Source organism: Pseudomonas sp. Irchel 3H9, assembly GCF_900187495.1.
Taxonomy (GTDB): Bacteria; Pseudomonadota; Gammaproteobacteria; order Pseudomonadales; family Pseudomonadaceae; genus Aquipseudomonas; species Aquipseudomonas sivasensis.
The window spans coordinates 299,129-325,370 of the sequence record NZ_FYDK01000003.1 but is presented as its reverse complement, the minus strand read 5'-3'; the positions used below and the strand labels follow the sequence as shown (position 1 = coordinate 325,370).

At 59.9% G+C, this 26,242-nt stretch carries 26 protein-coding genes; 18 read left to right on the top strand and 8 right to left on the bottom strand.

Going from position 1 to position 26,242, the window contains the following annotated elements; all coding sequences use genetic code 11:
- Positions 1 to 11 precede the first annotated feature (11 nt).
- The 6 genes from CKW32_RS13250 to CKW32_RS13225 all read left to right on the top strand — a co-directional run bounded on the left by CKW32_RS13250 (position 12) and on the right by CKW32_RS13225 (position 6,963).
- Positions 12 to 1,376: an aspartate aminotransferase family protein gene (locus CKW32_RS13250; protein ID WP_032884238.1), complete on the top strand. Its 1,365-nt coding sequence runs from the start codon at positions 12 to 14 to the stop codon at positions 1,374 to 1,376.
- Between the two features lie 181 nt (positions 1,377 to 1,557).
- Positions 1,558 to 2,652 carry a polyamine ABC transporter substrate-binding protein gene (locus CKW32_RS13245; RefSeq protein WP_095185317.1) on the top strand — a complete coding sequence of 365 codons (1,095 nt, stop codon included), beginning with the start codon at positions 1,558 to 1,560 and terminating at the stop codon, positions 2,650 to 2,652.
- A gap of 208 nt (positions 2,653 to 2,860) precedes the next feature.
- Positions 2,861 to 3,955 (top strand): polyamine ABC transporter substrate-binding protein, encoded by a 1,095-nt coding sequence (locus CKW32_RS13240; RefSeq protein WP_032884236.1) that lies wholly within the window; start codon positions 2,861 to 2,863, stop codon positions 3,953 to 3,955.
- A gap of 67 nt (positions 3,956 to 4,022) precedes the next feature.
- Complete coding sequence (locus tag CKW32_RS13235) at positions 4,023 to 5,165, top strand: ABC transporter ATP-binding protein (RefSeq protein WP_003195240.1); 1,143 nt, start codon at positions 4,023 to 4,025, stop codon at positions 5,163 to 5,165.
- Positions 5,162 to 6,082, top strand: a complete 921-nt coding sequence (locus CKW32_RS13230) for an ABC transporter permease subunit (protein ID WP_032884234.1) — start codon at positions 5,162 to 5,164, stop codon at positions 6,080 to 6,082. The genes CKW32_RS13235 and CKW32_RS13230 overlap by 4 nt, the downstream gene beginning before the upstream one ends.
- The gene (locus tag CKW32_RS13225; protein ID WP_095185162.1) at positions 6,079 to 6,963 is read left to right on the top strand and encodes an ABC transporter permease subunit; all 885 of its coding nucleotides are present in this window, start codon (positions 6,079 to 6,081) and stop codon (positions 6,961 to 6,963) included. Before CKW32_RS13230 ends, CKW32_RS13225 begins: the two co-directional genes overlap by 4 nt.
- Positions 6,964 to 7,075: 112 nt before the next feature.
- Here CKW32_RS13225 and CKW32_RS13220 read toward each other — a convergent pair whose 3' ends face one another.
- On the bottom strand, positions 7,076 to 7,717 hold the full coding sequence (locus CKW32_RS13220) for an HD domain-containing protein (RefSeq protein ID WP_095185161.1): 642 nt from the start codon (positions 7,715 to 7,717) through the stop codon (positions 7,076 to 7,078).
- A gap of 292 nt (positions 7,718 to 8,009) precedes the next feature.
- Between CKW32_RS13220 and CKW32_RS13215 the strand changes: the two genes are divergently transcribed.
- The gene (locus CKW32_RS13215; RefSeq protein ID WP_095185160.1) at positions 8,010 to 8,981 is read left to right on the top strand and encodes a GlxA family transcriptional regulator; all 972 of its coding nucleotides are present in this window, start codon (positions 8,010 to 8,012) and stop codon (positions 8,979 to 8,981) included.
- 29 nt (positions 8,982 to 9,010) lie between these two features.
- On the opposite strand, the gene CKW32_RS13210 is transcribed toward CKW32_RS13215, so the two are convergent.
- The gene (locus CKW32_RS13210; RefSeq protein ID WP_095185159.1) at positions 9,011 to 11,365 is read right to left on the bottom strand and encodes a penicillin acylase family protein; all 2,355 of its coding nucleotides are present in this window, start codon (positions 11,363 to 11,365) and stop codon (positions 9,011 to 9,013) included.
- Positions 11,366 to 11,392: 27 nt separating this feature from the next.
- Positions 11,393 to 11,968: a DUF6436 domain-containing protein gene (locus tag CKW32_RS13205; protein ID WP_032884222.1), complete on the bottom strand. Its 576-nt coding sequence runs from the start codon at positions 11,966 to 11,968 to the stop codon at positions 11,393 to 11,395.
- Positions 11,969 to 12,072: 104 nt separating this feature from the next.
- On the opposite strand from CKW32_RS13205, the gene CKW32_RS13200 reads away from it, so the two are divergent.
- Positions 12,073 to 13,014 (top strand): alpha/beta hydrolase, encoded by a 942-nt coding sequence (locus tag CKW32_RS13200; RefSeq protein WP_095185158.1) that lies wholly within the window; start codon positions 12,073 to 12,075, stop codon positions 13,012 to 13,014.
- A gap of 106 nt (positions 13,015 to 13,120) precedes the next feature.
- On the opposite strand, the gene CKW32_RS13195 is transcribed toward CKW32_RS13200, so the two are convergent.
- Positions 13,121 to 13,873, bottom strand: a complete 753-nt coding sequence (locus CKW32_RS13195) for a DUF2059 domain-containing protein (RefSeq protein ID WP_078050614.1) — start codon at positions 13,871 to 13,873, stop codon at positions 13,121 to 13,123.
- 131 nt (positions 13,874 to 14,004) lie between these two features.
- Here CKW32_RS13195 and CKW32_RS13190 point away from each other — a divergent pair, with 131 nt between their 5' ends.
- Both CKW32_RS13190 and CKW32_RS13185 read left to right on the top strand, forming a co-directional pair.
- Entirely contained in the window at positions 14,005 to 14,637 is a 633-nt protein-coding gene (locus CKW32_RS13190; RefSeq protein ID WP_095185157.1) for a 2OG-Fe(II) oxygenase, read from the top strand.
- 2 nt (positions 14,638 to 14,639) lie between these two features.
- Positions 14,640 to 15,122: a DUF523 domain-containing protein gene (locus tag CKW32_RS13185; protein ID WP_032884217.1), complete on the top strand. Its 483-nt coding sequence runs from the start codon at positions 14,640 to 14,642 to the stop codon at positions 15,120 to 15,122.
- Here CKW32_RS13185 and CKW32_RS13180 read toward each other — a convergent pair.
- A complete protein-coding gene (locus tag CKW32_RS13180; RefSeq protein WP_095185156.1) occupies positions 15,073 to 15,597 on the bottom strand; it encodes a transporter substrate-binding domain-containing protein in 525 nt (174 codons plus the stop codon). The two genes, CKW32_RS13185 and CKW32_RS13180, sit on opposite strands and share 50 nt — an antisense overlap.
- Before the next feature lie 134 nt (positions 15,598 to 15,731).
- Here CKW32_RS13180 and CKW32_RS13175 point away from each other — a divergent pair, with 134 nt between their 5' ends.
- On the top strand, positions 15,732 to 16,172 hold the full coding sequence (locus CKW32_RS13175; protein WP_032884216.1) for a DUF4399 domain-containing protein: 441 nt from the start codon (positions 15,732 to 15,734) through the stop codon (positions 16,170 to 16,172).
- Between the two features lie 68 nt (positions 16,173 to 16,240).
- On the opposite strand, the gene serA is transcribed toward CKW32_RS13175, so the two are convergent.
- Positions 16,241 to 17,470, bottom strand: coding sequence for a phosphoglycerate dehydrogenase (gene serA / locus CKW32_RS13170; RefSeq protein ID WP_003176761.1), 1,230 nt, complete (start codon positions 17,468 to 17,470; stop codon positions 16,241 to 16,243).
- A 205-nt stretch (positions 17,471 to 17,675) separates the two neighbouring features.
- Here serA and CKW32_RS13160 point away from each other — a divergent pair, with 205 nt between their 5' ends.
- From CKW32_RS13160 to CKW32_RS13145, 4 genes are all read left to right on the top strand, one after another.
- Positions 17,676 to 19,070 (top strand): FAD-binding oxidoreductase, encoded by a 1,395-nt coding sequence (locus tag CKW32_RS13160; protein WP_032884215.1) that lies wholly within the window; start codon positions 17,676 to 17,678, stop codon positions 19,068 to 19,070.
- 23 nt (positions 19,071 to 19,093) lie between these two features.
- Positions 19,094 to 19,759: a fumarylacetoacetate hydrolase family protein gene (locus tag CKW32_RS13155; protein WP_095185155.1), complete on the top strand. Its 666-nt coding sequence runs from the start codon at positions 19,094 to 19,096 to the stop codon at positions 19,757 to 19,759.
- A gap of 251 nt (positions 19,760 to 20,010) precedes the next feature.
- Positions 20,011 to 20,937, top strand: coding sequence for an SdiA-regulated domain-containing protein (locus CKW32_RS13150; protein WP_095185154.1), 927 nt, complete (start codon positions 20,011 to 20,013; stop codon positions 20,935 to 20,937).
- Positions 20,938 to 21,057: 120 nt separating this feature from the next.
- Positions 21,058 to 21,972, top strand: a complete 915-nt coding sequence (locus tag CKW32_RS13145; protein ID WP_032884208.1) for an SdiA-regulated domain-containing protein — start codon at positions 21,058 to 21,060, stop codon at positions 21,970 to 21,972.
- A gap of 51 nt (positions 21,973 to 22,023) precedes the next feature.
- Here CKW32_RS13145 and rpiA read toward each other — a convergent pair whose 3' ends face one another.
- Positions 22,024 to 22,695, bottom strand: a complete 672-nt coding sequence (rpiA, locus tag CKW32_RS13140; protein WP_017253881.1) for a ribose-5-phosphate isomerase RpiA — start codon at positions 22,693 to 22,695, stop codon at positions 22,024 to 22,026.
- Between the two features lie 136 nt (positions 22,696 to 22,831).
- Here rpiA and ilvA point away from each other — a divergent pair, with 136 nt between their 5' ends.
- On the top strand, positions 22,832 to 24,346 hold the full coding sequence (gene ilvA / locus CKW32_RS13135; RefSeq protein ID WP_032884206.1) for a threonine ammonia-lyase, biosynthetic: 1,515 nt from the start codon (positions 22,832 to 22,834) through the stop codon (positions 24,344 to 24,346).
- A 42-nt stretch (positions 24,347 to 24,388) separates the two neighbouring features.
- The gene (locus CKW32_RS13130; protein ID WP_095185153.1) at positions 24,389 to 24,802 is read left to right on the top strand and encodes a DUF2269 family protein; all 414 of its coding nucleotides are present in this window, start codon (positions 24,389 to 24,391) and stop codon (positions 24,800 to 24,802) included.
- A gap of 149 nt (positions 24,803 to 24,951) precedes the next feature.
- Here CKW32_RS13130 and CKW32_RS13125 read toward each other — a convergent pair whose 3' ends face one another.
- Positions 24,952 to 25,611, bottom strand: a complete 660-nt coding sequence (locus tag CKW32_RS13125; RefSeq protein ID WP_032884204.1) for an HAD family phosphatase — start codon at positions 25,609 to 25,611, stop codon at positions 24,952 to 24,954.
- Between the two features lie 143 nt (positions 25,612 to 25,754).
- Between CKW32_RS13125 and CKW32_RS13120 the strand changes: the two genes are divergently transcribed.
- Entirely contained in the window at positions 25,755 to 26,234 is a 480-nt protein-coding gene (locus tag CKW32_RS13120) for an RNA pyrophosphohydrolase (protein ID WP_003176750.1), read from the top strand.
- The last annotated feature ends 8 nt before the right edge of the window (positions 26,235 to 26,242 follow it).

The window sequence follows — 26,242 nt, the reverse complement described above, 5'->3', positions numbered from 1 at the left end:
AGGAGATTGGTATGTCCAGCAACAACCCGCAAACCCGTGAATGGCAAGCCTTGAGCAACGATCACCACCTGGCGCCGTTCAGCGACTTCAAGCAATTGAAAGAGAAAGGCCCACGGATTATCACCAAAGCCCACGGCGTTTACCTGTGGGACAGCGAAGGCAACAAGATCCTCGACGGCATGGCCGGCCTGTGGTGCGTGGCGATCGGTTATGGTCGCGATGAACTGGCTGACGCCGCCGCCAAGCAAATGAAAGAACTGCCGTACTACAACCTGTTCTTCCAGACCGCTCACCCGCCGGTGCTGGAGCTGGCCAAAGCCATTTCCGACATCGCACCCGCCGGCATGAACCACGTGTTCTTCACCGGTTCCGGCTCCGAAGGCAACGACACCATGTTGCGCATGGTCCGCCACTACTGGGCGATCAAAGGCCAGCCGAACAAGAAAACCATCATCAGCCGCAAGAACGGCTACCACGGCTCCACCGTGGCCGGCGCGAGCCTGGGTGGCATGACTTATATGCACGAACAGGGCGACTTGCCGATCCCGGGCATCACCCACATCGCCCAGCCGTACTGGTTCGGTGAAGGTGGCGACATGAGCCCCGAAGAGTTCGGGATCTGGGCCGCCAACCAGTTGGAAGAGAAGATCCTCGAATTGGGCGTGGACACCGTCGGTGCCTTTATTGCCGAGCCGATCCAGGGTGCCGGTGGCGTGATCGTCCCGCCCGCCACTTACTGGCCGCGCATCAAGGAAATCCTCGCTAAATACGACATCTTGTTTGTGGCCGACGAAGTGATCTGCGGGTTTGGCCGTACCGGTGAGTGGTTCGGTAGCGATTTCTACGACCTCAAGCCAGACATGATGACCATCGCCAAGGGCCTGACCTCGGGTTACATCCCTATGGGCGGCCTGATCGTGCGCGACGAAGTGGTCGAGGTGCTGAACGAAGGCGGCGATTTCAACCACGGGTTTACCTACTCCGGTCACCCGGTGGCCGCAGCGGTGGCCCTGGAAAACATCCGCATCATGCGTGATGAAAAAATCATCGAGCAGGTCAACAGCGAAACGGCACCCTATTTGCAGCGTCGTCTGCGCGAGCTCAATGATCACCCGTTGGTGGGCGAAGTTCGCGGAGTGGGTCTGTTGGGCGCCATTGAGCTGGTGCAGGACAAGGCCACGCGCAAGCGTTATGAAGGCAAAGGCGTGGGCATGATTTGCCGCAACTTCTGCTTCAACAATGGCCTGATCATGCGCGCCGTGGGCGACACCATGATCATTTCCCCGCCACTGGTGATCAGCAAGGCTGAGATCGATGAGTTGGTGACCAAGGCGCGCAAGTGCCTGGATCTGACTTTGGCGGCATTGCAGGGCTAAGTGCTAGGCTCAGTGCGCAGAGCACTGGGCAGTTATAAATGTAGGGGCTTTGGTTGAAAGCCGGCCCCTGAACTTGCCAGACTGTCGCCCTGTTTTGTTGCCCTCTGGAAGGGCCGCAGAACATGAAAAAACGTGGCCCAAAAAAGAAAAATTGGAGCATCACCAAATGAAGGCATTAGGTTTGAAGAACGCTGGCAAGACCCTCCTCGCCTTGTCCCTGATGGGCGCAATGGCGGGCGCGGCCCAGGCAGACGATAAGGTGCTGCACGTCTACAACTGGTCCGACTACATTGCACCGGACACCATCGCCAACTTTGAAAAAGAGTCGGGCATTAAAGTGGTGTACGACGTTTTTGACAGCAACGAAACCCTGGAAGCCAAGTTGCTGGCAGGCAAGTCCGGTTACGACATCGTCGTGCCGTCGAACAACTTCCTCGCCAAGCAGATCAAGGCCGGTGTCTACCAGGAGCTGGACACGTCCAAGCTGTCCAACTACAGCAACCTGAACAAGTCCCTGCTTAAAGCCGTGTCGGTCAGCGACCCGGACAACAAGCACGCCTTCCCGTACATGTGGGGTTCGATCGGCATCGGCTACAACCCGGAGAAGGTCAAGGCTGCGCTGGGCGTGGACAAGATCGACTCGTGGGACATCCTGCTCAAGCCTGAGAACATCGCCAAGCTCAAAAGCTGCGGCGTGAGCTTCCTCGATTCGCCGACCGAAATGCTGCCAATCGCGCTGCATTACCTGGGTCTGCCGACCGACAGCCAGAAGAAAGACGACCTCAAGCAAGCCGAAGCGCTCTTCCTGAAGATCCGTCCTTCGATCGGCTACTTCCACTCCTCCAAGTACATCTCGGACCTGGCCAACGGCAACATCTGCGTGGCCGTGGGTTACTCGGGTGATATCCAGCAGGCTAAATCCCGCGCGGCTGAAGCCGGTGGCAAAGTGAAAGTTGCCTACGACATTCCGAAAGAAGGCGCTGGTAGCTTCTTCGACATGGTCGCCATCCCTAAAGATGCCGAAAACGTCGACGCCGCTTACAAGTTCATGAACTACCTGCTCAAGCCGGAAGTCATGGCGTCGATCACCAACAGCGTGCGTTTCCCGAACGGTAACGAGAAGGCCACCGCACTGGTCGACAAAGACATCACCAGCGATCCGGGCATCTACCCGCCAGCCGATGTGCAAGCCAAGCTCTACGCCATTGCTGACTTGCCAGCCGCAACTCAGCGTGAAATGACGCGCAGCTGGACCAAGATCAAATCGGGCAAGTAAGCCTTAAAACCTGTGGAAGGGGGCTTGCCCCCGATGGCGTTGTATCAGAAACACATGCGCAAGCTGACACACCGCCATCGGGGGTAAACCACCTCCCGCACATTAAATGACAGAAAGTTTTGCCGGATCGGTTTATCGAGGGTAAGTTGCGCGCCGGTTTTGTTGCCGGGCAACAACTTCAGGCCCAACTATTTAAGAGGACCTCCACTTGCCAATTTCTTTATTTCGCAAAGCCATGCTGGTGGGCGCAGGTGTCACGCTGGCTGTCAGCGTGCAGGCCGCATCGACGGTGCATATTTATAACTGGTCGGACTATATCGGTACCGACACCCTGGCCAACTTCGAAAAGGCCACCGGCATCAAGCCCGTGTATGACGTGTTTGATTCCAACGAAACCCTCGAAGGCAAGTTGCTGGCCGGACGTACCGGCTACGACGTAGTCGTGCCGTCCAACCACTTCCTCGGCAAGCAGATCAAGGCCGGGGCGTTTCAGAAACTCGACAAATCGCTGCTGACGAATTACGCAAATCTTGACCCGGCCTTGCTCAAACGCCTGGAAAAGAACGACCCAGGCAACCAGTACGCCGTGCCGTACCTCTGGGGTACCAACGGCATCGGTTACAACGTCGACAAAGTGAAGGAAGTGTTGGGCGTCGACAAGATCGACTCCTGGGCTGTGCTGTTCGAGCCGGAAAACATGAAGAAGCTGGCCACCTGCGGTGTGTCGTTCATGGATTCGGCAGATGAAATGCTGCCGGCGGTGCTCAACTACATGGGCTTGGACCCTAACAGCACCAACCCTGAAGACTACAAAAAGGCCGAAGAAAAGCTGCTTAAAGTACGGCCCTACGTGACCTACTTCCATTCGTCCAAATACATCTCGGACCTGGCCAACGGCAACATCTGTGTGGCGGCCGGTTTCTCTGGCGATGTGTTTCAGGCCAAGGCCCGTGCGGCTGAGGCAGGCAAGGGCGTGAACATCGCCTACGCGATTCCGAAAGAAGGCGGCAACCTGTGGTTTGACGTGCTGGCGATCCCCAAGGACGCCACCAACGTTAAACAGGCCCACGCCTACATCAACTATTTGCTGCAACCTGAGGTAATCGCCCAGGTCAGTGATTACGTCGGTTACGCCAACCCTAACCCAGGGGCGGACAAACTTATGGAGCAATCGATACGCACCGACGAAGCGGTTTACCCACCGCAGGCGGTTCTCGATCGGACATTCGTCAACTTCGAGCTACCCCCGAAAGTGCAACGTTTAATGACCCGTAGCTGGACCAAGGTCAAGACGGGCAAGTAAGGCTCAAATTATCCAAGGGTCGTCCGTATTGGGCGCTCTGCACTCTTTTTTTCTGGGAGTTTCGTAAATGGCAGTTGCCTCCGGCGCCTACAAGAAAGCCCTCGAAGGGGACCAGACACCGAAGAAGGTGTTGGTCAAAATCGACCGGGTCACGAAGAAGTTCGACGAGACGATTGCCGTGGACGATGTGTCCCTGGAAATCAAGAAAGGCGAGATCTTCGCCTTGCTCGGCGGTTCGGGTTCGGGCAAATCCACGCTGCTGCGCATGCTCGCAGGTTTCGAGCGCCCGACCGAGGGTCGCATCTACCTCGACGGTGTGGACATCACCGACATGCCGCCGTACGAGCGGCCGATTAACATGATGTTCCAGTCCTATGCCCTGTTCCCGCACATGACCGTGGCGCAGAACATCGCCTTCGGCCTGCAACAGGACAAGATCCCCAAGGCCGAAGTCGACGCCCGCGTAGCCGAAATGCTCAAGCTGGTGCAGATGAGCCAGTACGCCAAACGCAAGCCGCACCAGTTGTCCGGCGGCCAGCGTCAGCGTGTGGCCCTGGCCCGCTCCCTGGCCAAGCGCCCGAAACTGCTGCTGCTCGATGAGCCCATGGGCGCCCTCGACAAGAAACTGCGTTCGCAGATGCAACTGGAGTTGGTGGAGATCATCGAGCGCGTCGGCGTGACCTGCGTGATGGTGACCCACGACCAGGAAGAGGCCATGACCATGGCCGAGCGCATCGCAATCATGCACTTGGGCTGGATCGCACAGATCGGCAGCCCGATCGATATCTACGAAACCCCTACCAGCCGCCTGGTGTGCGAGTTCATCGGCAACGTCAATATTTTCGACACCCAAGTGGTGGACGACGCCGAAGGCCACGCCGTGCTCAAGTGCCCGGACTTGGACCGCGACATCTACGTGGGCTACGGCATCGCCACTTCGGTGGAAGACAAGTCGGTGACCTACGCGATTCGCCCGGAAAAATTGCTGGTCACCACCGAAATGCCGACCTGCGAGCACAACTGGTCCAGCGGCAAGGTGCACGACATCGCTTACCTGGGCGGCCACTCGGTGTTCTACGTGGAACTGCCGAGCGGCAAGCTGGTGCAGTCCTTCGTCGCCAACGCCGAGCGCCGTGGTCAGCGGCCGACCTGGGGTGATCAGGTTTACGTGTGGTGGGAAGACGACAGCGGCGTGGTACTTCGCTCATGAACACAAAAAAGCTCAAGCGGCGCTTGAACCGCCTCGTCCCGAGCGGCAAGCAGGTGGTCATCGGGATTCCGTTCCTGTGGCTGTTCCTGTTTTTTGCCCTGCCGTTTTTCATCGTCCTGAAAATCAGCTTTGCCGAAGCCGACGTGGCAATCCCGCCGTACACCGAGATCTACACTTACGTTGAGCAAAAGCTGCAAGTGGTGCTGAACCTGGCCAACTACAGCTTGTTGGCAGGTGATGAGCTGTACATCGCTGCGTACCTGGGCTCGCTGAAGATGGCGTTCTTCAGCACGCTGCTGTGCCTGCTGATCGGCTATCCGATGGCGTATGCCATTGCCACTGCGCGCAAAGAGATGCAGACCGTGCTGGTGCTGCTGATCATGATGCCGACCTGGACCGCGATCCTGATCCGCGTGTATGCGTGGATGGGCATCCTCAGCAATAACGGCTTGCTCAATGGTTTCCTGATGTCCATGGGGCTGATCAACGAACCGCTGCAGATCCTCAACACCAACATCGCGGTGTACATCGGCGTGGTCTATTCGTACCTGCCGTTCATGATCCTGCCGCTGTACGCCAACTTGGTGAAGCACGATCAGAGCCTGCTGGAAGCCGCATCCGACTTGGGTTCGAGCACCTTCAACAGCTTCTGGAAAATCACCGTGCCGCTGTCCAAGAACGGCATCATCGCCGGCTGCATGCTGGTGTTTATCCCGGTGGTGGGCGAGTTCGTGATTCCGGAACTGCTGGGCGGCCCGGAAACCCTGATGATCGGTAAAGTGTTGTGGCAAGAGTTCTTCAACAACCGTGACTGGCCGGTGGCGTCTGCCCTGGCGGTAGTGATGCTGGCGATCCTGATCGTGCCCATCATTCTGTTTAACCGCAGCCAAGCCAAAGAGATGGAGGGCAAGATATGAAGCGCGTCAGTTTCTCAAGCTTCATGCTGGTGGCGGGGTTGTTGTTCATCTACCTGCCGATGTTGATCCTGGTGATCTACTCGTTCAACGAATCCAAGCTGGTAACGGTGTGGGGCGGTTGGTCGATCAAGTGGTACGTGGGCCTGCTGGACAACACCCAGTTGATGGGCTCGGTGGCACGTTCCCTGGAAATCGCCTGCTACACGGCGGTGGCCGCTGTTGCGCTGGGTACGTTGGCGGCGTTTGTGCTGACGCGCATCAGCCAGTTCAAGGGCCGCACGTTGTTCGGCGGCCTGGTGACCGCGCCGTTGGTGATGCCGGAAGTGATCACCGGTCTGTCGCTGTTGCTGCTGTTCGTGGCTATGGCGCAGATGATCGGTTGGCCCCAGGAACGTGGCATCGTCACCATCTGGATCGCCCACACCACGTTCTGTGCGGCGTATGTGGCGGTGGTGGTGTCGGCGCGTTTGCGTGAGCTGGACCTGTCGATTGAAGAGGCGGCCATGGACCTCGGCGCGCGGCCTTGGAAGGTGTTCTTCCTGATCACCATCCCGATGATCGCGCCATCGTTGGCGGCAGGCGGCATGATGTCGTTTGCGCTGTCCCTGGATGACCTGGTACTTGCCAGCTTCGTCTCGGGCCCGGGTTCGACGACGTTGCCGATGGAGGTGTTCTCGGCGGTGCGCCTTGGGGTTAAACCTGAGATCAACGCCGTCGCCAGCCTGATTCTGTTGGCGGTGTCGTTGGTGACCTTCCTGGTGTGGTTCTTCAGCCGTCGTGCCGAAGAGATGCGCAAGAAGGCCATCCAGCAAGCCATCGAAGAAGCCGCGGCGGATGGCTGGAAACAGCCGGACGTGCGTCGGGCGCAGGCGCCGGTCTAAAGGTGGGAGGGGGCTTGCTCCCGATGGCGGTGGGTCAGTCAATAGATGCAGTGACTGACACTCAGCAATCGGGGGCAAGCCCCCTCCCACATTTGATCGCATTTCAACTCCGCTACGCCAACCACGGCGATTGGCGAATCACCTCGACAAAGTTCATCGGTTTGAACCCCGGCTCCTGATCCACCAGTACATCCGTCTTCACGTTGCCAAACGTGGTCTGCGGGCGATGGCGCAAGCCGTCGGCGAACGCACAGATGATGCACTCCTTGAACCCTTCACCCCGTGGATGCGCATGCACCACTGCTTCGCGCTGCACACTGCTAAACGCGGCGTAGTCCATGCCCAGCACGTCCATCTCCACCCCGGCAGTTACCAGCGCGACGGTAGGGCGCAGATGCTGCGGCACACCTGGCGTAGTGTGCAGGGCGATGGACAGCCACACCTGTTCGATATCGTCGTCGCTGAGCCCGTAAGGTTTGAGGAAGGCCGCCGCCGCGTTGGCGCCGTCCACTTCGAAACGCTCGTTATCGCTGCGATACCCTTCCACCAGGCCCAAGTCATGGAACATCGCGCCCACGTAGAGCAACTCCGGGTTATAGGCCAACTGCTTGCGCTCACCGCTCAATGCGCCGAATAGAAATACCCGCCGCGAGTGGTGGTAGAGCAGATCGGATTCGATGTCGCGGATGTACTCGGTGGTGGCCTTGGCCAGGGCGCTGTCGGGGATCTTGATACCGGCGATGGTGGTGGTCATGGTTGCTCTCCTCTGGAAAGCAATCAGTTTGGTCGCTCATCTGTGCAGCGGCCATCGCGGTGAGGGCGCGATCCCGGCCAATGTGCCGACACATCGTGCCAAGCAGAAATCGACTAGGGTGTAGCGGGCGATATCACTCTTGAAGCCTGCGAAAATCCCAATGTGGGAGGGGGCTTGCTCCCGATTGCTGAGTACCGGGCACTGCATCTGCTGGCTGATACAGCGCCATCGGGAGCAAGCCCCCTCCCACAGGGTTTGCATTTTATTCCGCTAGAAAAAGGTGTCTGTGAGCATGCACAAGACCGTCGCCATCCTGATCTTCCCCGGCGTCCAGTCACTGGATGTGACCGGCCCCATGGATGTGTTCTGCGAAGCCAACCGCTTTCTGCCGCCCCAGGATCACTACCAGATAGAGGTCATCGGGCTAGGCCACGGCACCATGGCCGCCTCCAATGGTTTGGCATTGCAGGCCCACCGGCATTACAGCGAAGCCCTGCAGGCCTATGACCTGCTGCTGGTCGCCGGTGGCCCGCAGTTGCCGTTCGAAGATTTCGGCGTGTCGTTCGATGATTGGCTGCGTGGCGCCACCGCTCGGGCGCGACGTTTTGGCTCGATCTGCAACGGCGCCTTCATGCTGGCGCGCGCCGGATTGCTGGACGGAAAAACCGTCACCACCCATTGGAACGACGCCGCTGACCTGGCGCGCCTGTGCCCCTCGGCCCAGGTCGAAGCCGACCGCCTGTACGTCCAGCACGGCAACCTCTACACCTCGGCCGGGGTCACGGCGGGTATCGATTTGTCGTTGTACCTGCTGGCCCAGGACCACGGTCCGGAAGTGGCTTTGAGCGTGGCCAAGCGCCTGGTGGTGTTCACCCAGCGTTCGGGCGGGCAGTCGCAGTTCAGCCCTTTTCTTACACCCCACGCCGAAACCACATCGGCGGTAGCGCTGGTGCAGCTGTATGTATTGGCGAATTTGACCGGGGATCTGACCATCGCCGACCTGGCCAAGGCTGCCAATATGAGCGCGCGCAATTTTTCTCGGGTGTTTGCCCGTGAGGCGCAGGTTACGCCTGCGGAATTTGTTGAGCGGGCCCGGGTGGATGCGGCGCGGGTGATGCTTGGAAGTACTCACGCGCCATTGAAAACCGTGGCGTACCAATGCGGTTTTCGCGATGCCCAGCACATGCGCAGTGTGTTCAATCGCCGCCTGGGGGGGACGCCACAGCAGTTTCGGCTCAACTTTGCGCCCCCAGCAACGGCGTAGACCAACTGTAGGCGTTGGCTTGCATAGGGCTACCGCGCCGGTAGTAGCTTCAAGGTGCCGCGCGTATTCGCCGTGACTTCCTCATCACTGAAATGCGCTTGCTCGTAACCGCCTTCGATATAGGTCTCTGCCTGGTCGCCATAGTGCTTGTCAAACGGCACACCGCTTTGACCGACCGGGTTGATCGTCAGCGCGTGGGCCACATCGGCGAAGTCGATCAGACGGCGGGTCGAAGGACCGTAGGTCACCGGCCAGGGCGCTGGGCCGATGGCGGCCGACTGATTGTTCGGCACTTCGTGAGTGCCGGGCGCCGGGAAGGGGCCGACGTTGAGAATCAGGTCCAGCGGCTTTTGCGAACCCAGCGGATGGCCGTGGGTCAGGGTATGGGCCTTGCCCCACTGCCACTGGGTCGGGTCATCGCCGAAGGTGGCTTTCAGGTGCGTGAGGCTGTTGTCCCAGGCGAGTTTGACGGTGTCGGCGCGCTTGCCGTCCCACCAGGGTGAGTCCGGGTCGGCAGCCAGGCGGGGCAGGGCGGCGTCGATTACGCGGGTGGTGAGCAGGGTCTTGAACATGGCGTCACCCAGTTTCGGGTGGAAGGCTGCATCGGCGAGGTTGAACAGGAACTGGTTGAACAGCGTGGCGCTGATGGAATCGAGTGGGTAGTCACCCTTCCAGCTTGCAAGCTGTTCCACCTGTTTCAACTGTGCCGGGTCTTTGACCACCTCACGCAGCACCGGCAACAACGGCGCCAGCAGGCGCGGGCCGAAGGCGGTAGTGGTACCCAGTTGCAGGGCCTGGCTGTTGTTTACATCCCACTTCACGCTTTTGTCGCTTAACTGCGCGTTCAACTGCTGGCCACGGTCGGCCAGATTGTAATAGCCGGGGATTTCCAGGCCGGTGGGTGATGCCGGTTGGGCATTGGCCGACACCACATAGCCACGCGCGGGGTTTTCTTCCTGGGGGTTGGCGCTGAAGGGGTAGAAGCCCAACTTGTCGGCCTGGGCGGTGCTGCCGTCGAGGATAAACCCAGGATTGACGCCGGCCGGCCGAATCGGCAACTGCGCCGCCGCCCACCAGCCGATATCGCCCTTGGCGTTGGCCCACACGATATTCAGCCCCGGCGCCGACACTTTGGCCGCCGCCGCACGGGCCTTGGTCAGGGTGTCGGCGCGGTTGAGTTGGTAAAAGCCGTCGAGGATCGGGTTCTGGGTGTCGAGGAAGGCCCACCACATGGCGATGGGCGTCTTGCCGGCGCTCTCGCCGAGTACGTCATTGATAATCGGCCCGTGGGGCGACTGGCGCAGGGTGAAGGTGACTGGCGTCTGGCCCTTCACCGCGATCTGTTGTTCGCTGCTGGTCATGTCGACCCATTGGCCCTGGTACCAGACCTGGTTGGGGTTGTCCGGGTTGAGCTTCTCGGCGATCAGGTCGACGTCGTCGTTCTGGAACATCGTCAGGCTCCAGCCGAAATCCAGGTTGTGCCCCAGGAATGCCACTGGCACCAGCGCGTTGTGATAGCCATACAGCTCAAAGCCCGGCGCCGACAGGTGCGCCTCGTACCACACCGACGGCACCGAGAAGCGAATATGCGGGTCACCCGCCAGTAGCGGCTTGCCGCTCTTGGTGCGACTGCCGCTGATGGCCCAAGCGTTGCTGCCTTCGAACTGCGGCAAGCCGTTGTCGGCCAAGGCCTGTTCGCTCAGGGACGCGATGGCACCGAGGGTTTGCCAATCGCCGGCAGCCAGGTTGAGTGCGCCTTTGGGTTGCCAGTCGAGGTCGAACACTTTCAGGTAGTCACCGCCCAATTGGTCGCGAACGTAGGTCAACAAGGGCTCGGTGCGAAACGCGGCGGCAAAGCTGTAGGCCATGTATCCGGCGACGCTGATGGTGTCTTCGGCGGTGAACCGGCGCTTGGGGATGCCCAGCACGTCAAACTCCATGGGGCTGGCGTGGGTGTCCTGATACTGATTGATTCCATCCAGATAGGCTTGCAGGGCCTTCCAGGACGCAGACTCGTGATCCATCTGCTCCACATAGCTCAAGGCCCGCTCACGGATGCGCAGGCTACGAAACAGTTTGTCGGTCTCCAGCAGCTTGGGGCCGAGTACTTCGGCCAACTCTCCACGGGACAGGCGCCGCATGATCTCCATCTGGAACAAGCGGTCCTGGGCGTGCACATAGCCCAGGGCGCGATACAGGTCTGTCTCGTTGTCGGCGCGAATATGCGGCACGCCACGGTCGTCGTAGCGCACCGTGACCGAGCCTTGCAGGTTGGTCAGCGTGACCGAGCCCTGGCGAGTGGGCTGCTTGCTGTACACGTACCAGCCGCCGCCGAGGGCGATCAGCACCAGCAGAACCGCGAGAACCCGCAAGACGCGCTTCATGAACTTTCCTTACCGGGAGTGGAGTGACTAACGATCTTCAGGCCACGAACAATAGCAGCCCACTGCCAAGGTGTGAGTGGCATTCACTTCGCGCCCCGCTTGGAGTGCCTTCAGGATCGGCTCGATAAAACTGTTGCTGGCGTTGCACGTCAGGCCTTCGCTGTACGGCCCGAAATACGCGAGCTTGCCCGTGCGATCCCAGATACCCACGGCCGGGCTGGCCGGTACTTGGTCGGCGCCGGGCAGGGCGGTGAGGATCTTCATGCTGCGCAGGTTGTCTGGCAAACGGCCGTGGCTGTCAGGTTTTTGCAGGGCGTAGAACTCGACGCCTTGTGGCGCGTATTGCTCGATCAACTCGCCCAAGTGTTGCTGGTTACCGACGTTGCACGGGCAGGCCGGGTCCCAGAAGTGCACCAGGCGGATCGGGCCAGGCCCGCTCAGCTCGGCGGGCAGGCGCAGTGCATCGCCGGAAAACACCGCTGTGTGTTCGCTGAAGGCGCGCAGGTAGCGGCCCTGGAACCAGTCATACGCGGCCCACAGCGCGACAGCGCAGATGATCAGGATCAGGCTGGCGAACAGGGTGGTACGGTAGGGTTGTCGCATCCGGATCTATCCTCGAAGGTCGCGTAGCTTGCCATGCTTGTCCTGACAGATGAATATCGCAGCTCGATATTCATCTGCCCTGTGCGTTAAGTCTGGAACCCCTTATGCCCGTTACCTTTGACCCCGATCATCTGCGCGACAGCTTGCGACCCCTGGTGGATGCGCAACCGCTCAGCGCCGAAGCGCGGGTGTACCAGCGCTTTTATGGATTGGACCTGGCCGCGCGCAAAGTGCCGGCTATGAGCCGCCTGGGGCGCTTTGAGGTGCGCGGGTTCGAGGTGGTGGGGCAGGTGTGGTCGCCCCCACAACCGGTGGCGACGATGTTTATGTTTCACGGCTTCTACGACCACATGGGCCTGTACCGCCACGTGGTGGACTGGGCGCTGGACCAGGGCTTTGTGGTGATCGCCTGCGACCTGCCGGGCCATGGCCTGTCCAGCGGCGCGCGGGCCAGCATCGATGATTTTGCGGTGTACCAGGAGGTGGTGCAGGCGCTGTTCGCCCAAGCCCAGGCGCTGAAATTGCCGCAGCCCTGGCATCTGTTTGGGCAGAGCACGGGCGGCGCGGTGGTGGTGGACCATTTGCTTAACCAGGGGGCCGACAGCCCGGCCCAAGGCAAGACCTTCCTGCTGTCACCGTTAGTGCGGCCGCGTGCGTGGGGGTGGTCGCAGGTCAGTTATTACCTGCTGCGTCCGTTCGTCAAAGGTATCGCCCGGCGTTTCAGCGAGAACACTAACGACCCCGCCTTCAAGCCGTTCCTGGAGGCCGACCCGCTTCAGCCGCGCCAACTGCCCACCGCCTGGGTGGGGGCGTTGGCGCGCTGGATCAAGCGCATCGAAGCCGCACCGCGCAGCCCCCGGAGGCCGGTGATTGTGCAGGGTGAGGAAGACATGACGGTGGACTGGCAGCACAACTTGCAGGTGCTTCGGGGTAAGTTCGACCAGCCTGAGGTGCTGATGCTGAAGCGGGGAAGGCATCACCTGGCGAATGAGATTCCCGAGATTCGTGAAGAGTACTTCCGGTATTTGACAGACCATTTGAAATAACACAATCCAAATGTGGGAGAGGGCTTGCTCCCGATAGCGGTGCATCAGTCTGCTTATCTGTAGCTGACCCACTGCCATCGGGGGGGCAAGCCCCCTCCCACATTTTCTACTGCGTCAGGCTTGAAGTGCTTTGGCCGACCGCCAGCCCCGCGCGAATCGCTGCCAGCGCCGCCTGGTAATACGCCTTACCTTCCGGCGACTCTGCAAACGTGGCGAACTCTTCCAGCTCCGGGTCGGACAAATCCCGATAGACGTACAGCAGGGTGTTGTTCAGATCCTTATCGATCTGCTGCATCAGCCGTTCACGTTGACCATTCAACATGCCCTGCGCCTGACCACCGCCCAGCAAACCGGGAATCATTTGGCTCAAACTGTCGGCCGCCACGCCGGCAATCGCCAGGCTGACTTCCGCACCGGCCTCGCGGGCGGGCAGGGCCTGGGCCAGGTGGCCGATGATCAGGCTGCGGGTGGCGTCGGCTTCGATTTTCGGCAGGCCTTGGGCGTTTTTGGCCAGCTGGTCGCGGCGGGTGGCCAGCAGCTCTGCGGCGACAATCTTGCGGCCCAGCGGTGATTGGAAGAACGCCAGGGCAGGCTTGGGATCCGCCAGGTTCTTGCGCAATTGTGCCTCGGCGCGCTGGTCCATGGCCTGGGCGGCAAAGCGCTTATTGCTGTTGTCCACCAGCGCCTGGTACACCGCCGGTGGCAGGCTATTGCGGTAGCGCTGCTGGGCGGCACTGAGGGCGTCATTGAAATGCGCACGTTGTTCGGCCCAGCCGGCGACCTTGTACAACTGGTCATGGCCGTCTGCCCAAGCGGGCAAAACGCAGAACATCAGCAAGGAAAAAAACAAACGACGCATATGGACTCCTGTCAGTCGGCCACTATTGTCCGTGTCGGGCGTAGGATTTGTCGAGAAGTCCTATCAGTCACCTGACTAAAGTGTATTGAGACGCTCGACGGCGCTGTCGGATTTGAAGGCGTATGGATACTATGCGCGCCATGCAAATACCCCTTGATCACCCCCTGCTGCAACGCATTGTCGACGACCTGGCCGAGAAAGGTTGGTCGCAGCAGAACGGCTTCCTGCCCCAGGCTCTGACCCTGGAACTGGCGGCTGAGTGCCGTAAACGTGCGGCCGAGGGTGAATTGGCACCGGCGGCGGTGGGGCGCGGACCATCCCAGGAGATCCGCGAGGGCATTCGCGGCGACCATATCCAGTGGCTGGAGGAGGGCGACGCCGCCGTCTGCGACAGCTACATGGCGTTGATGGACAGCCTGCGCCTGGCGATGAATCGAGGGCTGTTTCTCGGTCTGGAAGACTTCGAAAGCCACTTCGCGATGTACCCACCGGGGGCGTTTTACCTCAAGCACCTGGACCGTTTCCGCGACGATGACCGGCGCATGGTTTCGGCGGTGATCTACCTGAATGACGCCTGGCTGCCCGAGCATGGTGGCCAGTTGCGCATGTACCTCAAGGACGGTGTTGAATACGATGTGGTGCCTACCGGCGGTTGCCTAGTGGTGTTCCTGTCGGGCGAAGTGCCCCACGAAGTTATGCCCGCCACGCGCGAACGCCTGTCCCTGACCGGCTGGTTTCGGCGGCGGGGCAACGAGCCGTTTTAATCATGCAAAAGATACTGATCAGCCGCTGCCTGCTCGGGCACAAGGTGCGTTATGACGGCGGAGCCAGCGGGCCGTTCGATCAATTGGCTGCGTGGCAGGCCGAAGGCCGTGTGGTTGCGATCTGCCCGGAAGTGTCGGGCGGTTTGCCGACGCCCAGGCCCTCTGCCGAAATTCCCGGCGGGCAAGGCATCGATGTCTGGGAAGGTCGCGCCAAAGTACTGACTGCCGAGGGCGAAGACTTCAGCGCTGCCTTCCTAGACGGCGCCCGCCAAGCGTTGGCGCTGGTGCAGCGCCACAACATCCGCGTCGCCATCTTAAAGGCCAATAGCCCATCCTGCGGCAATCTGCTGACCTATGACGGCACCTTCACTGGCGTAAAGGTGAGCGGCGAGGGCGTCACGGCGGCGCTGCTCAAACGCCATGGTGTGCAGGTGTTCAGTGAGCTGGAGTTGCCGGAGGCGGCACAGGCGTTGGCGCTTCTGTAGAGGCATCCCCCTCTAACCACTTCTGCGACAGCGCTTTCAACCGGCCATCGTCCTTCACCCGCTTCAACGCCCCGTCCAGGCTGGTCTTGAACGCCGGGTTGCCTTTCTGGAACGGGATTGCCAGCTCGGGTTTCTCGCTATAAGCCTCGCTGAAATCGAACTGATCCTTAAGCTCGGCAGTCAGAGCGATATGGTTGATGGCCACGTCGTATTTGCCGGTGGCAACCCCTGGCAGCAGGTCGGCGCCATCAGTGGTGATAAACGAGGGGCGCACGTCCATTTCTTTAGCCAGCAGTTCTCCCAGCTCGACTTCAAAACCGGTGAGTTTTTCGCCTTCCTTGAAGTTATAGGGCGGGGTGTTGGCTTCAAGGGCGATGCGCAGTTCACCGCGATCATTGACGTCGTCGATCAGTTCGGCATGAGCCAAGGGGCTCAGAAGGGGAAGCAAAAGTAACAGGCCAGGCGAAAAGCGCATGGTCACTCCTAAAGAATTCGAATGTGCGAGACGCCGTTCAGCATCGCTTTGCTATGGTGGTGAGTGACTTGGACAGCAATTTATCGCGAAGTTGTCATAACCCTACAGATTTCACAGAAAAACTGGAGAAGCGAATGAAAGCCCTTTTGTCCCGTGCAACGATTGCCAGCCTGTTGCTGGGTGCCTCGGTGTTGGCAAATGCCGCTGATGTGCCTCGTACCCCAGCACCCAAGGGCGCGGAGGTGTTTATCGTCTCGCCCAAAGATGGCGCCACCGTCGACAAAACCTTCACTGTCAAATTCGGCGTCAAGGGCCTGGACCTGGAGCCGATCGACAAGCAAGTGCCTAACGCCGGCCACCACCACTTGCTGGTAGACCAGGACGTGCAGTCGCTTAAAGCCGACGAAGCCATCCCGGCCACTGCAACTTCGATTCACTTCGGCAAGGCGCAAACCGAAACCGAACTGACCCTGACTCCAGGCAAGCACACCCTGCAGCTGGTAGCTGGCGACAACGTGCATCGCCAGTTCGAACCCACTGTAGCGTCGAAAGTGATCACGGTTAACGTCAAGTAAGATGTGTTCAGACAAAAAAATGGGAGGCCCCTGCGGGTCTCCCATTTTCTTGTGCAGCGTTTAAAGCGTTAGAACAATACGCGGCTACGGATAGTGCCGTTGATGTGCTGCAGCTTCTCTTGCGCCAGGTCCGAGTACTCGGCGTCGACGTCGATCACCACGTAGCCAACCTTCTCGTTGGTCTGCAGGAACTGACCGGAGATGTTGATGCCGTTTTCCGCGAACACCTTGTTGATCTCCATCATCACGCCAGGGATGTTCTGGTGGATGTGCAGCAGACGGTGCTTGCCAGGGTGAGCCGGCAGGGCCACTTCCGGGAAGTTCACAGACGATACCGACGTACCGTTGTCGCTGTACTTGACCAGCTTTTCCGAGACTTCCAGGCCGATGTTGGCCTGCGCTTCAGCGGTGGAGCCGCCGATGTGCGGAGTCAGGATCACGTTGTCCAGGCCACGCAGTGGGCTTTCGAATATATCGTCGTTGGAGCGAGGCTCCACCGGGAACACGTCGATGGCGGCGCCGATCAGGTGCTTGTCCTTGATCGCGTCGGCCAGGGCGTCCAGCTCGACCACAGTGCCGCGCGCGGCGTTGATCAGGATGCCGCCTTTCTTAATGGCGCGGATTTCCTTCTCGCCGATCATCCACTGGGTCTCAGCGGTTTCCGGAACGTGCAGGGTCACGATATCGGACATGCCCAGCAGCTCGGTCAGGCTCGACACCTGGGTAGCGTTGCCCAATGGCAGCTTGGTCAGGGTGTCGTAGAAGAACACCTGCATGCCCAGGCCTTCAGCCAGTACCGACAGCTGAGTGCCGATCGAGCCATAACCGACGATGCCCAGCTTCTTGCCGCGGATTTCGAAGGAGTTGGCCGCGCTTTTGATCCAGCCGCCACGGTGGCAGGAAGCGTTCTTCTCCGGGATGCCGCGCAGCAGCAGGATGGCCTCGGCCAGCACCAGCTCCGCAACGGAACGGGTGTTGGAGTACGGTGCGTTGAACACCGCGATGCCGCGTTCGCGCGCAGCGTTGAGGTCGACCTGGTTGGTGCCGATGCAGAAACAGCCGACAGCCACGAGTTTCTTGGCGTGATCGAAGATTTCTTCGGTCAGCTGAGTGCGGGAGCGAATGCCGATGAAGTGCGCGTCGGCGATCTTTTCCTTGAGCTGGGCTTCCGGCAGAGAACTGGTGATGTACTCAATGCTGGTGTACCCGGCGGCTTTCAGAACGTCGACAGCCGATGGGTGGACGCCTTCCAGAAGAAGGAACTTGATCTTGCTCTTATCGAGAGAAGTCTTGCTCATCTGCGTAAACCTGTATCCCGGAGAAAAATGGCAGGGAATCGAGCAGCGCAAGCTGACCCGGACGGCAGGAAAGCCGTCACCGCAGAAACGCCCTTGGGCTCTGTCCTGCGGGGGCGGTATGCTAGCATACGCGCCCCGCTAAACACCTATTCCTGCGACGTGAAGCGTTCTCAGGATGACCATGAATTGTTCGAGAGTTCTGTCGATGACCCATCCTGCCCTGATTGATGAGCTAAAGACCCTGGTTGAGCCCGGCAAAGTGCTGACCGACGCCGACTCCCTGGAGACTTACGGCAAGGATTGGACCAAGCACTTCGCACCCGCGCCCACCGCCATCGTGTTCCCCAAGACCATCGAGCAGGTACAGGCCATTGTCCGTTGGGCCAATGAGCACAAGGTGGCACTGGTGCCGTCTGGCGGTCGCACTGGCCTGTCTGCAGCTGCTGTAGCGGCCAACGGCGAAGTGGTCGTGTCCTTCGACTATATGAACCAGATTCTGGACGTGAACCTCACCGACCGCACCGCCGTGTGCCAGCCGGGCGTGGTCACAAAGCAGTTGCAGAACGTCGCCGAAGAAAAAGGCCTGTACTACCCGGTGGACTTCGCCTCGTCCGGTTCCAGCCAGATTGGCGGCAATATCGGCACCAATGCCGGCGGGATCAAGGTTATTCGCTACGGCATGACCCGTAACTGGGTCGCCGGCATGAAAGTCGTCACCGGCAAAGGCGATGTGCTGGAACTGAACCGCGACTTGATCAAGAACGCCACCGGCTACGACATGCGCCAGCTGTTCATCGGCGCTGAAGGCACCCTGGGTTTTGTGGTCGAGGCCACCATGCGCCTGGACCGTGCGCCGAAGAACCTGACCGCCATGGTGCTCGGCACCACCGACTTCGACTCGATCATGCCGGTGCTGCACGCGTTCCAGAGCAAGCTGGACCTGACCGCGTTCGAGTTCTTCTCCGACAAAGCCCTGGCCAAAGTGCTGGGACGTGGCGATGTGCCGGCACCGTTTGAAACCGAGTGCCCGTTCTACGCACTGCTGGAATTCGAAGCCACCACCGAAGAAGTCGCCAACCACGCGCTGGAAACCTTCGAACACTGTGTCGAACAGGGCTGGGTGCTGGACGGCGTGATGAGCCAGAGCGAAACCCAACTGCACAACCTGTGGAAACTGCGTGAGTACATCTCCGAGACCATTTCCCACTGGACGCCGTACAAGAACGATATCTCAGTCACTGTCTCCAAAGTGCCAGCGTTCTTGAAAGAAATCGACGCGATCGTCGGCGAACACTATCCGGACTTCGAAATCGTCTGGTTTGGCCACATCGGTGACGGCAACCTGCACTTGAACATTCTCAAGCCTGAAAGCCTGAGCAAGGACGAGTTCTTCGCCAAATGCGCCACCGTGAACAAATGGGTGTTCGAGACCGTTGAGAAATACAACGGCTCTATCTCCGCCGAACACGGCGTGGGCATGACCAAGCGCGATTACCTGACGTACAGCCGTTCGCCGGTCGAAATTGAATACATGAAGGCCGTCAAAGCAGTGTTCGACCCGAACGGGATCATGAACCCTGGCAAGATCTTCGCTGTTTAACCGCCCCCCGAAGGAGTCGTTCCATGAGCTACCAGCACAAGTATGTCGACGGCACCAACATCCACTTCCCGGTGGGTAAAGTGGTGTGCATTGGCCGTAACTACGCCGAACATGCCAAGGAACTGGATAATCCAGTGCCGACCGAACCGTTGCTGTTCATCAAGCCCGGCAGCTGTGTCGTGGCGCTGGAAGGCGGTTTTGCCATCCCTGCCGACCGTGGCTCGGTGCACTACGAAGCGGAAATCGCGGTATTGATCGGCAAGCCGTTGTCGAACAAGCCAAGCCGTGAAGAAGTGCTGGACGCCATCTCCGGCTTCGCCGCGGCCCTGGACCTGACACTGCGTGACAAACAGGCCGAGCTGAAAGCCAAGGGCCTGCCGTGGGAAATTGCCAAATCCTTCGACGGCGCGGCAGTGATCGCACCGTTCGTGGTGGGCAGCACTTTCCCGGACGTGACCGATATCGGCATTCGCCTGACCATCAACGGCGAAGTGCGCCAGGACGGCAACAGCTCGCAGATGCTCAACCCGATCATCCCGATGATCCAGCACATGGCCGGCTGCTTCTCGCTGCAGGCTGGTGATGTGATTCTCACCGGCACCCCGGCTGGCGTGGGTCCGCTGAATGTGGGTGATGAGTTGGTGTTGGAGTTGGCGGGCGTGAATCGCTTCGACAGCAGCGTTCGATAAGCACCTGGCCAACGCGGTCAAACCTGTGGGAGGGGGCTTGCCTCCGATGGCGGTGTATCAGTTAAGTGGATGTTGACTGACGCGCTGCTATCGGGGGCAAGCCCCCTCCCACATTGGAGTTGTGTCGGCCGGTAAAGCCCCGGGTTTTTGCATTTTTTTCACACGCCATCCGGATAATCCCCAGCCTCCAGAGCGCGGGCCCGTCGATCCTGTGCTATCACCTAACGCTGACTTTCCGGAAAAAGCGCCCCATGGCCGTGTCCCTGCCCTCCGCCACACCCAAGCCGCGTTCCCGTTTTGCCCTGCGCTGGTATTCCTGGCTGTTTCTGGCGGGGGCCATCTTTTATGGCGTTGCCTGGGCCATGCATTGGGATGACCGCGGCGTGCTGTGGGTGCTGGAGCGCTTCGAGACGCCCACCGAGCGCAGTGAAAGCGTATGGCTGCCGGACTACCACGCGGTCATCGACGCCAAGGTGTTGCCGGGAATGGAGAAGGACGAAGCCTCGGACGTCGCCTACAACCCGCAGACCAAAACGCTGTTTTCCGTCATGGGCAAAAACCCGTTCCTCGTTGAGTTGAGCCTGCAAGGCGATGTGTTGCGCAAAATGCCGCTCAATGGCTGGGAAAATCCGGAAGGCGTAACGGTGCTGGAAAATGGGCTGATGGCAGTGGTCGACGAGCGCCAGCACAGCCTGACCATCGTCAAGGTCGACGCGACGACCCAACAGTTGAACAAGGCTGATTTCCAGGCCTACGACCTGGGCCCGTCCAAAGATCAGAACAAAGCTTTTGAGGCGATCACCTGGGACAAGCGCAACCAGCAACTGGTGTTGGGCGAAGAGCGCCCGCCGGCGTTGTTTACCTGGAAAAGCGACGGCAGCCAGATCCTGAACGGTGATAAACAAAAACTCGCCAGCAAAGAACTGGATATGCGCAACCTCTCGGCCCTGGCTGTCGATCCGCGCACCGGCCACCTCCTTGCGCTTTCGGCCGACTCTCACCTGTTGCTGGAGCTGGACGAGAAGGGCGAACAAGTCAGCTTCATGACCTTGCTGGGCGGCTTCAATGGTCTCAACAAAACCATTCCTCGTGCGGAAGGGGTGACCATGGATGAGGAAGGCACTCTGTACATAGTGAGTGAGCCGAATCTGTTCTATCGTTTCGAAAAGCAGAAATAATCGACCAGTTACGTCGGATATTTCTCTATCAGCGGCATTCGCCAGACATCCGGGCGCGTTTAAGTTTAAATTCAGACAGGCGTGATATTCATTCGCCACTTTTGATTTTGAGCCCGCCCAATGCGCCGACTTGCCCGCCCCAAGCCCATTCTTTTTCTGTTCGTGCTGATCGCCCTGATCTGCGCCGGGGTCGCTGGGCAGCACTTTCGCTTGTTCGAGCGCGCTTGGTTCAATTGGCAGACATGGCGTCATCCCGCCGATGAGCGTTCCATTGGCCTCGCCGATTACCGGGTAACGCTGGAGGCCCAAGTCATCGAGGGGCTCGATGACGATGTCTCGGCACTCACCTATGACCCTGTGCGCAAAAGCCTGTTTACCGTGACCAATCAAAACGCCGAACTGATCGAGTTGTCGCTGGACGGCAAGATCCTGCGGCGCATTCCCTTGGTGGGATTTGGTGATGCCGAGGCCGTGGAGTTCATCAGCGACAACATCTACGTCATCACCGATGAACGCCAACAGCGCCTGATCAAGGTGCATGTTGACGACGACACCCAGTTCCTCGACGCCGCAGATGCAGAGCAAATGACCCTGGGCCTGCATGTAGGTGGCAACAAGGGCTTTGAGGGGCTGGCCTATGACTCAGTGGGCAAGCGCCTGTTCGTGGCCAAGGAGCGCGATCCGATGTTGATCTATGAGGTCCACGGGTTTCCTCATTTCAAGCCGGAAAAAACCTACTCGGTGCACGTGATCAATAACCCCAAGCGTGACGCCGGGCTGTTTGTACGCGATCTGTCGAGCCTGCAATACGACGAGCGCAGCGGCCATCTGCTGGCGCTGTCGGATGAGTCATTTTTGGTGTTGGAACTGGATATCGACGGTCGCCCATTGAGCAGTCTTTCTCTACTCAATGGGCGCCATGGCCTGAAAAAACGTGTGCCTCAGGCCGAAGGGATCGCCATGGACGACGAAGGTACGTTGTACCTGGTCAGCGAGCCGAACCTGTTCTACGTGTTCAAGAAACCCAGTCCCTGACACACCGCCATTCGGGGGCAGGCCCCCTCCCACATTGGATTGGTGGTGTCCTCAGGCCTTGAGGGTTTTCACGCCTTCGGAAGTGCCCAAGAGCAGCACATCCGCCGGACGCGCAGCGAACAGGCCGTTGGTGACCACGCCGACGATGGCATTGATCTGCGTTTCAAGCTCCACCGGATTGGTGATCTGCATATTGAATACGTCGAGGATGATGTTGCCGTTGTCGGTCAGCACGCCTTCGCGGTACACCGGATCGCCGCCCAGCTTCACCAGCTCGCGGGCCACGTGGCTGCGGGCCATCGGGATGACTTCCACCGGCAGCGGGAATGCGCCGAGGACCGGTACCAGCTTGCTGGCGTCGGCGATGCAGATGAAGGTCTTGGCCACGGCCGCGACGATCTTCTCGCGAGTCAGGGCTGCGCCGCCGCCCTTGATCAGGTTCAGGTGCGCATCGCTCTCATCGGCGCCGTCGACATAGAACTCCAGGTCGCTCACGGTGTTGAGCTCGTACACCGGAATGCCATGGCCTTTCAGGCGTGCGGCAGTGGCTTCGGAGCTGGCCACGGCGCCATCGAACGCGCCCTTGTGCTGGGCCAGCGCATCGATAAAGCAGTTGGCAGTGGAGCCGGTGCCGACACCGACGATGCTTTTGTCGTCGAGTTTAGGAAGGATTAAATCGACAGCGGCCTGGGCCACTGCCTGTTTGAGTTGATCCTGGGTCATGCGGGCTCCGGAACGGGCGGGGAGTAAAGAGGGGCGCGAGTATAACCCAACAAAACCTCGGGATTCGTGTGGTCGTACGGCCAAAAGCCGGGTTAGACTCCTCGGCCCTGCCCAACTCGCCCAGTGATTCCCGCCGATGCTTGAACAGTACGTCAAAAAGATCCTCACCTCGCGCGTTTACGACGTTGCCGTAGAAACCCCGCTGCAGACCGCCCGCCAGCTCTCCGAGCGGCTGGGCAACAAGGTCTGGCTCAAGCGCGAAGACTTGCAGCCGGTGTTCTCGTTCAAGATTCGCGGCGCGTACAACAAGCTGACTCAGTTGACGGCTGAAGAGCGCGCACGCGGCGTAGTCACGGCGTCGGCGGGCAACCATGCGCAGGGCCTGGCCCTGGCGGCCAAGGTGCTGGGGGTCAAGGCCACTATTGTGATGCCCAAGACCACCCCTGAGATCAAGGTCGAAGGCGTGCGCTCTCGCGGCGGTAAAGTGGTGCTGCATGGCGACTCTTTCCCAGAGGCGCTGGCCTACTCGCTGAAACTGGTCGACGAGAAAGGCTACGTCTACATTCACCCCTACGATGATCCGCACACCATTGCCGGGCAGGGCACCGTGGCGATGGAGATTCTGCGCCAGCATCCAGGGCCGCTGGATGCGATCTTCGTACCCGTGGGTGGCGGTGGTTTGATCGCGGGCATCGCGGCGTACGTGAAATACCTGCGCCCGGAAATCAAGGTCATCGGCGTCGAGCCGGACGACTCCAACTGCCTGCAAGCTGCCATGGCCGCGGGTGAGCGCGTGGTCTTGCCGACGGTTGGGATCTTTGCCGACGGCGTGGCGGTGGCGCAGATCGGCCAGCACACCTTTGAAATCTGCAAAGACTATGTCGACGAAGTGATCACCGTGAGCACCGATGAAATCTGTGCGGCGATCAAGGACATCTACGACGATACCCGCTCCATCACCGAGCCAGCAGGCGCGTTGGGTGTGGCCGGGATCAAGAAGTACGTTGAGACCCGTGGTGTCAGCGGCCAGACGTTCGTTGCCATCGACTCCGGGGCCAACGTCAATTTCGACCGCCTGCGCCACGTGGCTGAGCGCGCTGAGTTGGGTGAAGGCCGTGAAGCCATCATCGCCGTGACCATTCCTGAGAAACCGGGCAGTTTCAAAGCGTTCTGCGAGGCCGTGGGCAAGCGCCAGATCACCGAATTTAACTACCGCTACCACTCCGGCAGCGAGGCGCACATCTTTGTCGGCGTGCAGACCCACCCGGAAACCGACCCGCGCAGCGCGCTGATCGCCAGCCTCACCGAGCAGGGTTTCCCGGTGCTGGACCTGACCGAGAACGAACTGGCCAAGCTGCACATCCGCCATATGGTCGGTGGGCATGCCGCGCACGTCAGCAATGAAGTGGTGTTTCGCTTTGAGTTCCCGGAGCGTCCGGGGGCGCTGTTCAACTTTCTTAACAAGTTGGGCGGGCGCTGGAATATCTCGATGTTCCACTATCGCAACCACGGCGCGGCTGATGGTCGTGTGGTCGCCGGCCTGCAAGTGCCGGCGAACGAACGTCACCTGGTACCGGCAGCGCTGGAGGCGATTGGCTACCCGTATTGGGATGAAAGTGATAACCCGGCCTACAAACTGTTCCTCGGTTGAGCGACTACGCTGATTGGGGGCAGCCTCTAAGGAATACGAAACATGGAAACCCTGATCACCCTGAAAGTTGTCCACATCGCGGCCACCGTGGTGTTGTTGCTCAGCGGCCTTGGCTTGGCGCTACTGGCCTGGCGTAAACGCAGCGCCGGCCCAGCCGTCACCGTGCAGCGCCCGTGGGCGTTTGTGTGGTTGCTGATGGGTATTTGTATGGTGAGCATGCCGTTCACCGGCTGGTGGCTGGTGCACCTAGTCGGCTGGCCATTGGGGCAGACCTGGATTCTGGGCTCCAGCATTCTCTACACCGTGGCGGCGCTGGCGTGGTTCTGGCTGGTGGCACGGCTCAATCGCCTGCGCAAAGGCGAGGGCGGCAGCCTGAATTTCACCCTGGTGCTGGCGGTGGTGAGCCTGGTGGGGTTTGTGGCGATTGCCGGGCTCATGGGCGCCAAGCCGGTTTAACGCGGTGAGGGCTTCTGTGGTGAGCGGGCTTGTCCCGCGCTGAGCTGCGAAGCGGCCCTGACAAAGGCCCGCATTTTTCCTGATAAGACCGGTTGGCAGGTTTTGGGGCTGCTTCGCAGCCCAGCGCGGGACAAGCCCGCTCACCACGGTTACTCGCTACGCAGCGTAATCACCGGCCAACCACGCTTCTCGGCTTCAGCGCGCAGATTCGGATCCGGATCCACCGCCACCGGATGCGTCACTTGTTCCAATAGCGGCAGGTCATTCATCGAGTCGCTATAGAAGTAGCTGTCTTCCAGGCTATACCCCGTTTCTTCCAACCAACGATTCAAGCGCGTCACCTTGCCTTCTCGGAAGCACGGCACGTCAGTGCTGCGCCCGGTGTATCGGCCATTTTCCATTTCGCACTCGGTGGCGATGAGGGTTTCAACGCCCAGGCGTGCGGCAATTGGCGCGGTGACGAAACGGTTGGTGGCGGTGATGATCACCAGCTTGTCGCCAGCGGCGCGGTGCTTGGCCAGCAGTTCGACGGCCAGTGGCAGCATGATCGGCTCGATGCAGTCGCGCATATAGTCGTTGTGCCACTCATCCAGTTGGGCCATTTCGGTGCGGCCGAGGATTTCCAGGCAGAAATTCAGGTAGGCGGCGTTGTCCAGCTTGCCGGCCAAGTAGTCCTGATAGAACTCGTCGTTGCGGGCCTTGTAGGCTACCGGGTCGAGAATCCCGCGTTCGCACAGGTAATCGCCCCACGCGTGGTCGCTGTCACCGCCGATAAGGGTGTTGTCCAAGTCGAATAAAGCCAGGCGCATTGCAGTTACTCGCTGAAAAGTCTGTAAAAAGGCGTCCAGAATACGGTCTTTTCACAAGAGTGCACATAAGCTAAGAAGCCTCGTTGCCGCTTGCGCAACCTTTGTGGAACAATGCGGCGACATGCGTTTGCGAGGTTGTTGCCGTGATCGACCCCGATGGTTTCCGTCCTAATGTCGGGATTATTCTTACGAATGATGCCGGACAGGTGCTATGGGCTCGCCGAATCAACCAAGATGCCTGGCAGTTTCCTCAAGGCGGAATCAACCCCGACGAAACCCCTGAAGACGCCTTGTACCGTGAGTTGAACGAAGAAGTCGGCCTTGAGCGCGAAGATGTGCAGATTCTGGCCTGTACCCGTGGCTGGTTGCGCTATCGTTTGCCGCAACGCCTGGTGCGTACCCACAGCCAACCGCTGTGCATCGGCCAGAAGCAGAAATGGTTTCTCCTGCGCCTGATCTCCAACGAGCAGCGGGTGCGGATGGATTTGACCGGTAAACCGGAGTTCGATGGCTGGCGTTGGGTCAGCTATTGGTACCCGTTGGGCCAGGTGGTGACATTCAAGCGCGAGGTTTATCGTCGCGCTCTCAAAGAGCTTGCCCCGCGCCTTTTAGCGCGCGACTGACGACGGAG

Coding starts and splice junctions, on each gene's coding strand:
- CKW32_RS13175 (WP_032884216.1), top strand. CDS start 15,732: ATGAAAGCCCTTTTGTCCCGTGCAACGATTGCCAGCCTGTTGCTGGGT.
- CKW32_RS13250 (WP_032884238.1), top strand. CDS start 12: ATGTCCAGCAACAACCCGCAAACCCGTGAATGGCAAGCCTTGAGCAAC.
- CKW32_RS13200 (WP_095185158.1), top strand. CDS start 12,073: ATGCCCGTTACCTTTGACCCCGATCATCTGCGCGACAGCTTGCGACCC.
- CKW32_RS13190 (WP_095185157.1), top strand. CDS start 14,005: ATGCGCGCCATGCAAATACCCCTTGATCACCCCCTGCTGCAACGCATT.
- CKW32_RS13210 (WP_095185159.1), bottom strand. CDS start 11,365: ATGAAGCGCGTCTTGCGGGTTCTCGCGGTTCTGCTGGTGCTGATCGCC.
- ilvA (WP_032884206.1), top strand. CDS start 22,832: ATGCTTGAACAGTACGTCAAAAAGATCCTCACCTCGCGCGTTTACGAC.
- CKW32_RS13195 (WP_078050614.1), bottom strand. CDS start 13,873: ATGCGTCGTTTGTTTTTTTCCTTGCTGATGTTCTGCGTTTTGCCCGCT.
- CKW32_RS13220 (WP_095185161.1), bottom strand. CDS start 7,717: ATGACCACCACCATCGCCGGTATCAAGATCCCCGACAGCGCCCTGGCC.
- CKW32_RS13130 (WP_095185153.1), top strand. CDS start 24,389: ATGGAAACCCTGATCACCCTGAAAGTTGTCCACATCGCGGCCACCGTG.
- CKW32_RS13150 (WP_095185154.1), top strand. CDS start 20,011: ATGGCCGTGTCCCTGCCCTCCGCCACACCCAAGCCGCGTTCCCGTTTT.
- CKW32_RS13125 (WP_032884204.1), bottom strand. CDS start 25,611: ATGCGCCTGGCTTTATTCGACTTGGACAACACCCTTATCGGCGGTGAC.
- CKW32_RS13205 (WP_032884222.1), bottom strand. CDS start 11,968: ATGCGACAACCCTACCGTACCACCCTGTTCGCCAGCCTGATCCTGATC.
- rpiA (WP_017253881.1), bottom strand. CDS start 22,695: ATGACCCAGGATCAACTCAAACAGGCAGTGGCCCAGGCCGCTGTCGAT.
- CKW32_RS13145 (WP_032884208.1), top strand. CDS start 21,058: ATGCGCCGACTTGCCCGCCCCAAGCCCATTCTTTTTCTGTTCGTGCTG.
- CKW32_RS13160 (WP_032884215.1), top strand. CDS start 17,676: ATGACCCATCCTGCCCTGATTGATGAGCTAAAGACCCTGGTTGAGCCC.
- CKW32_RS13185 (WP_032884217.1), top strand. CDS start 14,640: ATGCAAAAGATACTGATCAGCCGCTGCCTGCTCGGGCACAAGGTGCGT.
- CKW32_RS13180 (WP_095185156.1), bottom strand. CDS start 15,597: ATGCGCTTTTCGCCTGGCCTGTTACTTTTGCTTCCCCTTCTGAGCCCC.
- serA (WP_003176761.1), bottom strand. CDS start 17,470: ATGAGCAAGACTTCTCTCGATAAGAGCAAGATCAAGTTCCTTCTTCTG.
- CKW32_RS13225 (WP_095185162.1), top strand. CDS start 6,079: ATGAAGCGCGTCAGTTTCTCAAGCTTCATGCTGGTGGCGGGGTTGTTG.
- CKW32_RS13155 (WP_095185155.1), top strand. CDS start 19,094: ATGAGCTACCAGCACAAGTATGTCGACGGCACCAACATCCACTTCCCG.
- CKW32_RS13235 (WP_003195240.1), top strand. CDS start 4,023: ATGGCAGTTGCCTCCGGCGCCTACAAGAAAGCCCTCGAAGGGGACCAG.
- CKW32_RS13215 (WP_095185160.1), top strand. CDS start 8,010: ATGCACAAGACCGTCGCCATCCTGATCTTCCCCGGCGTCCAGTCACTG.
- CKW32_RS13230 (WP_032884234.1), top strand. CDS start 5,162: ATGAACACAAAAAAGCTCAAGCGGCGCTTGAACCGCCTCGTCCCGAGC.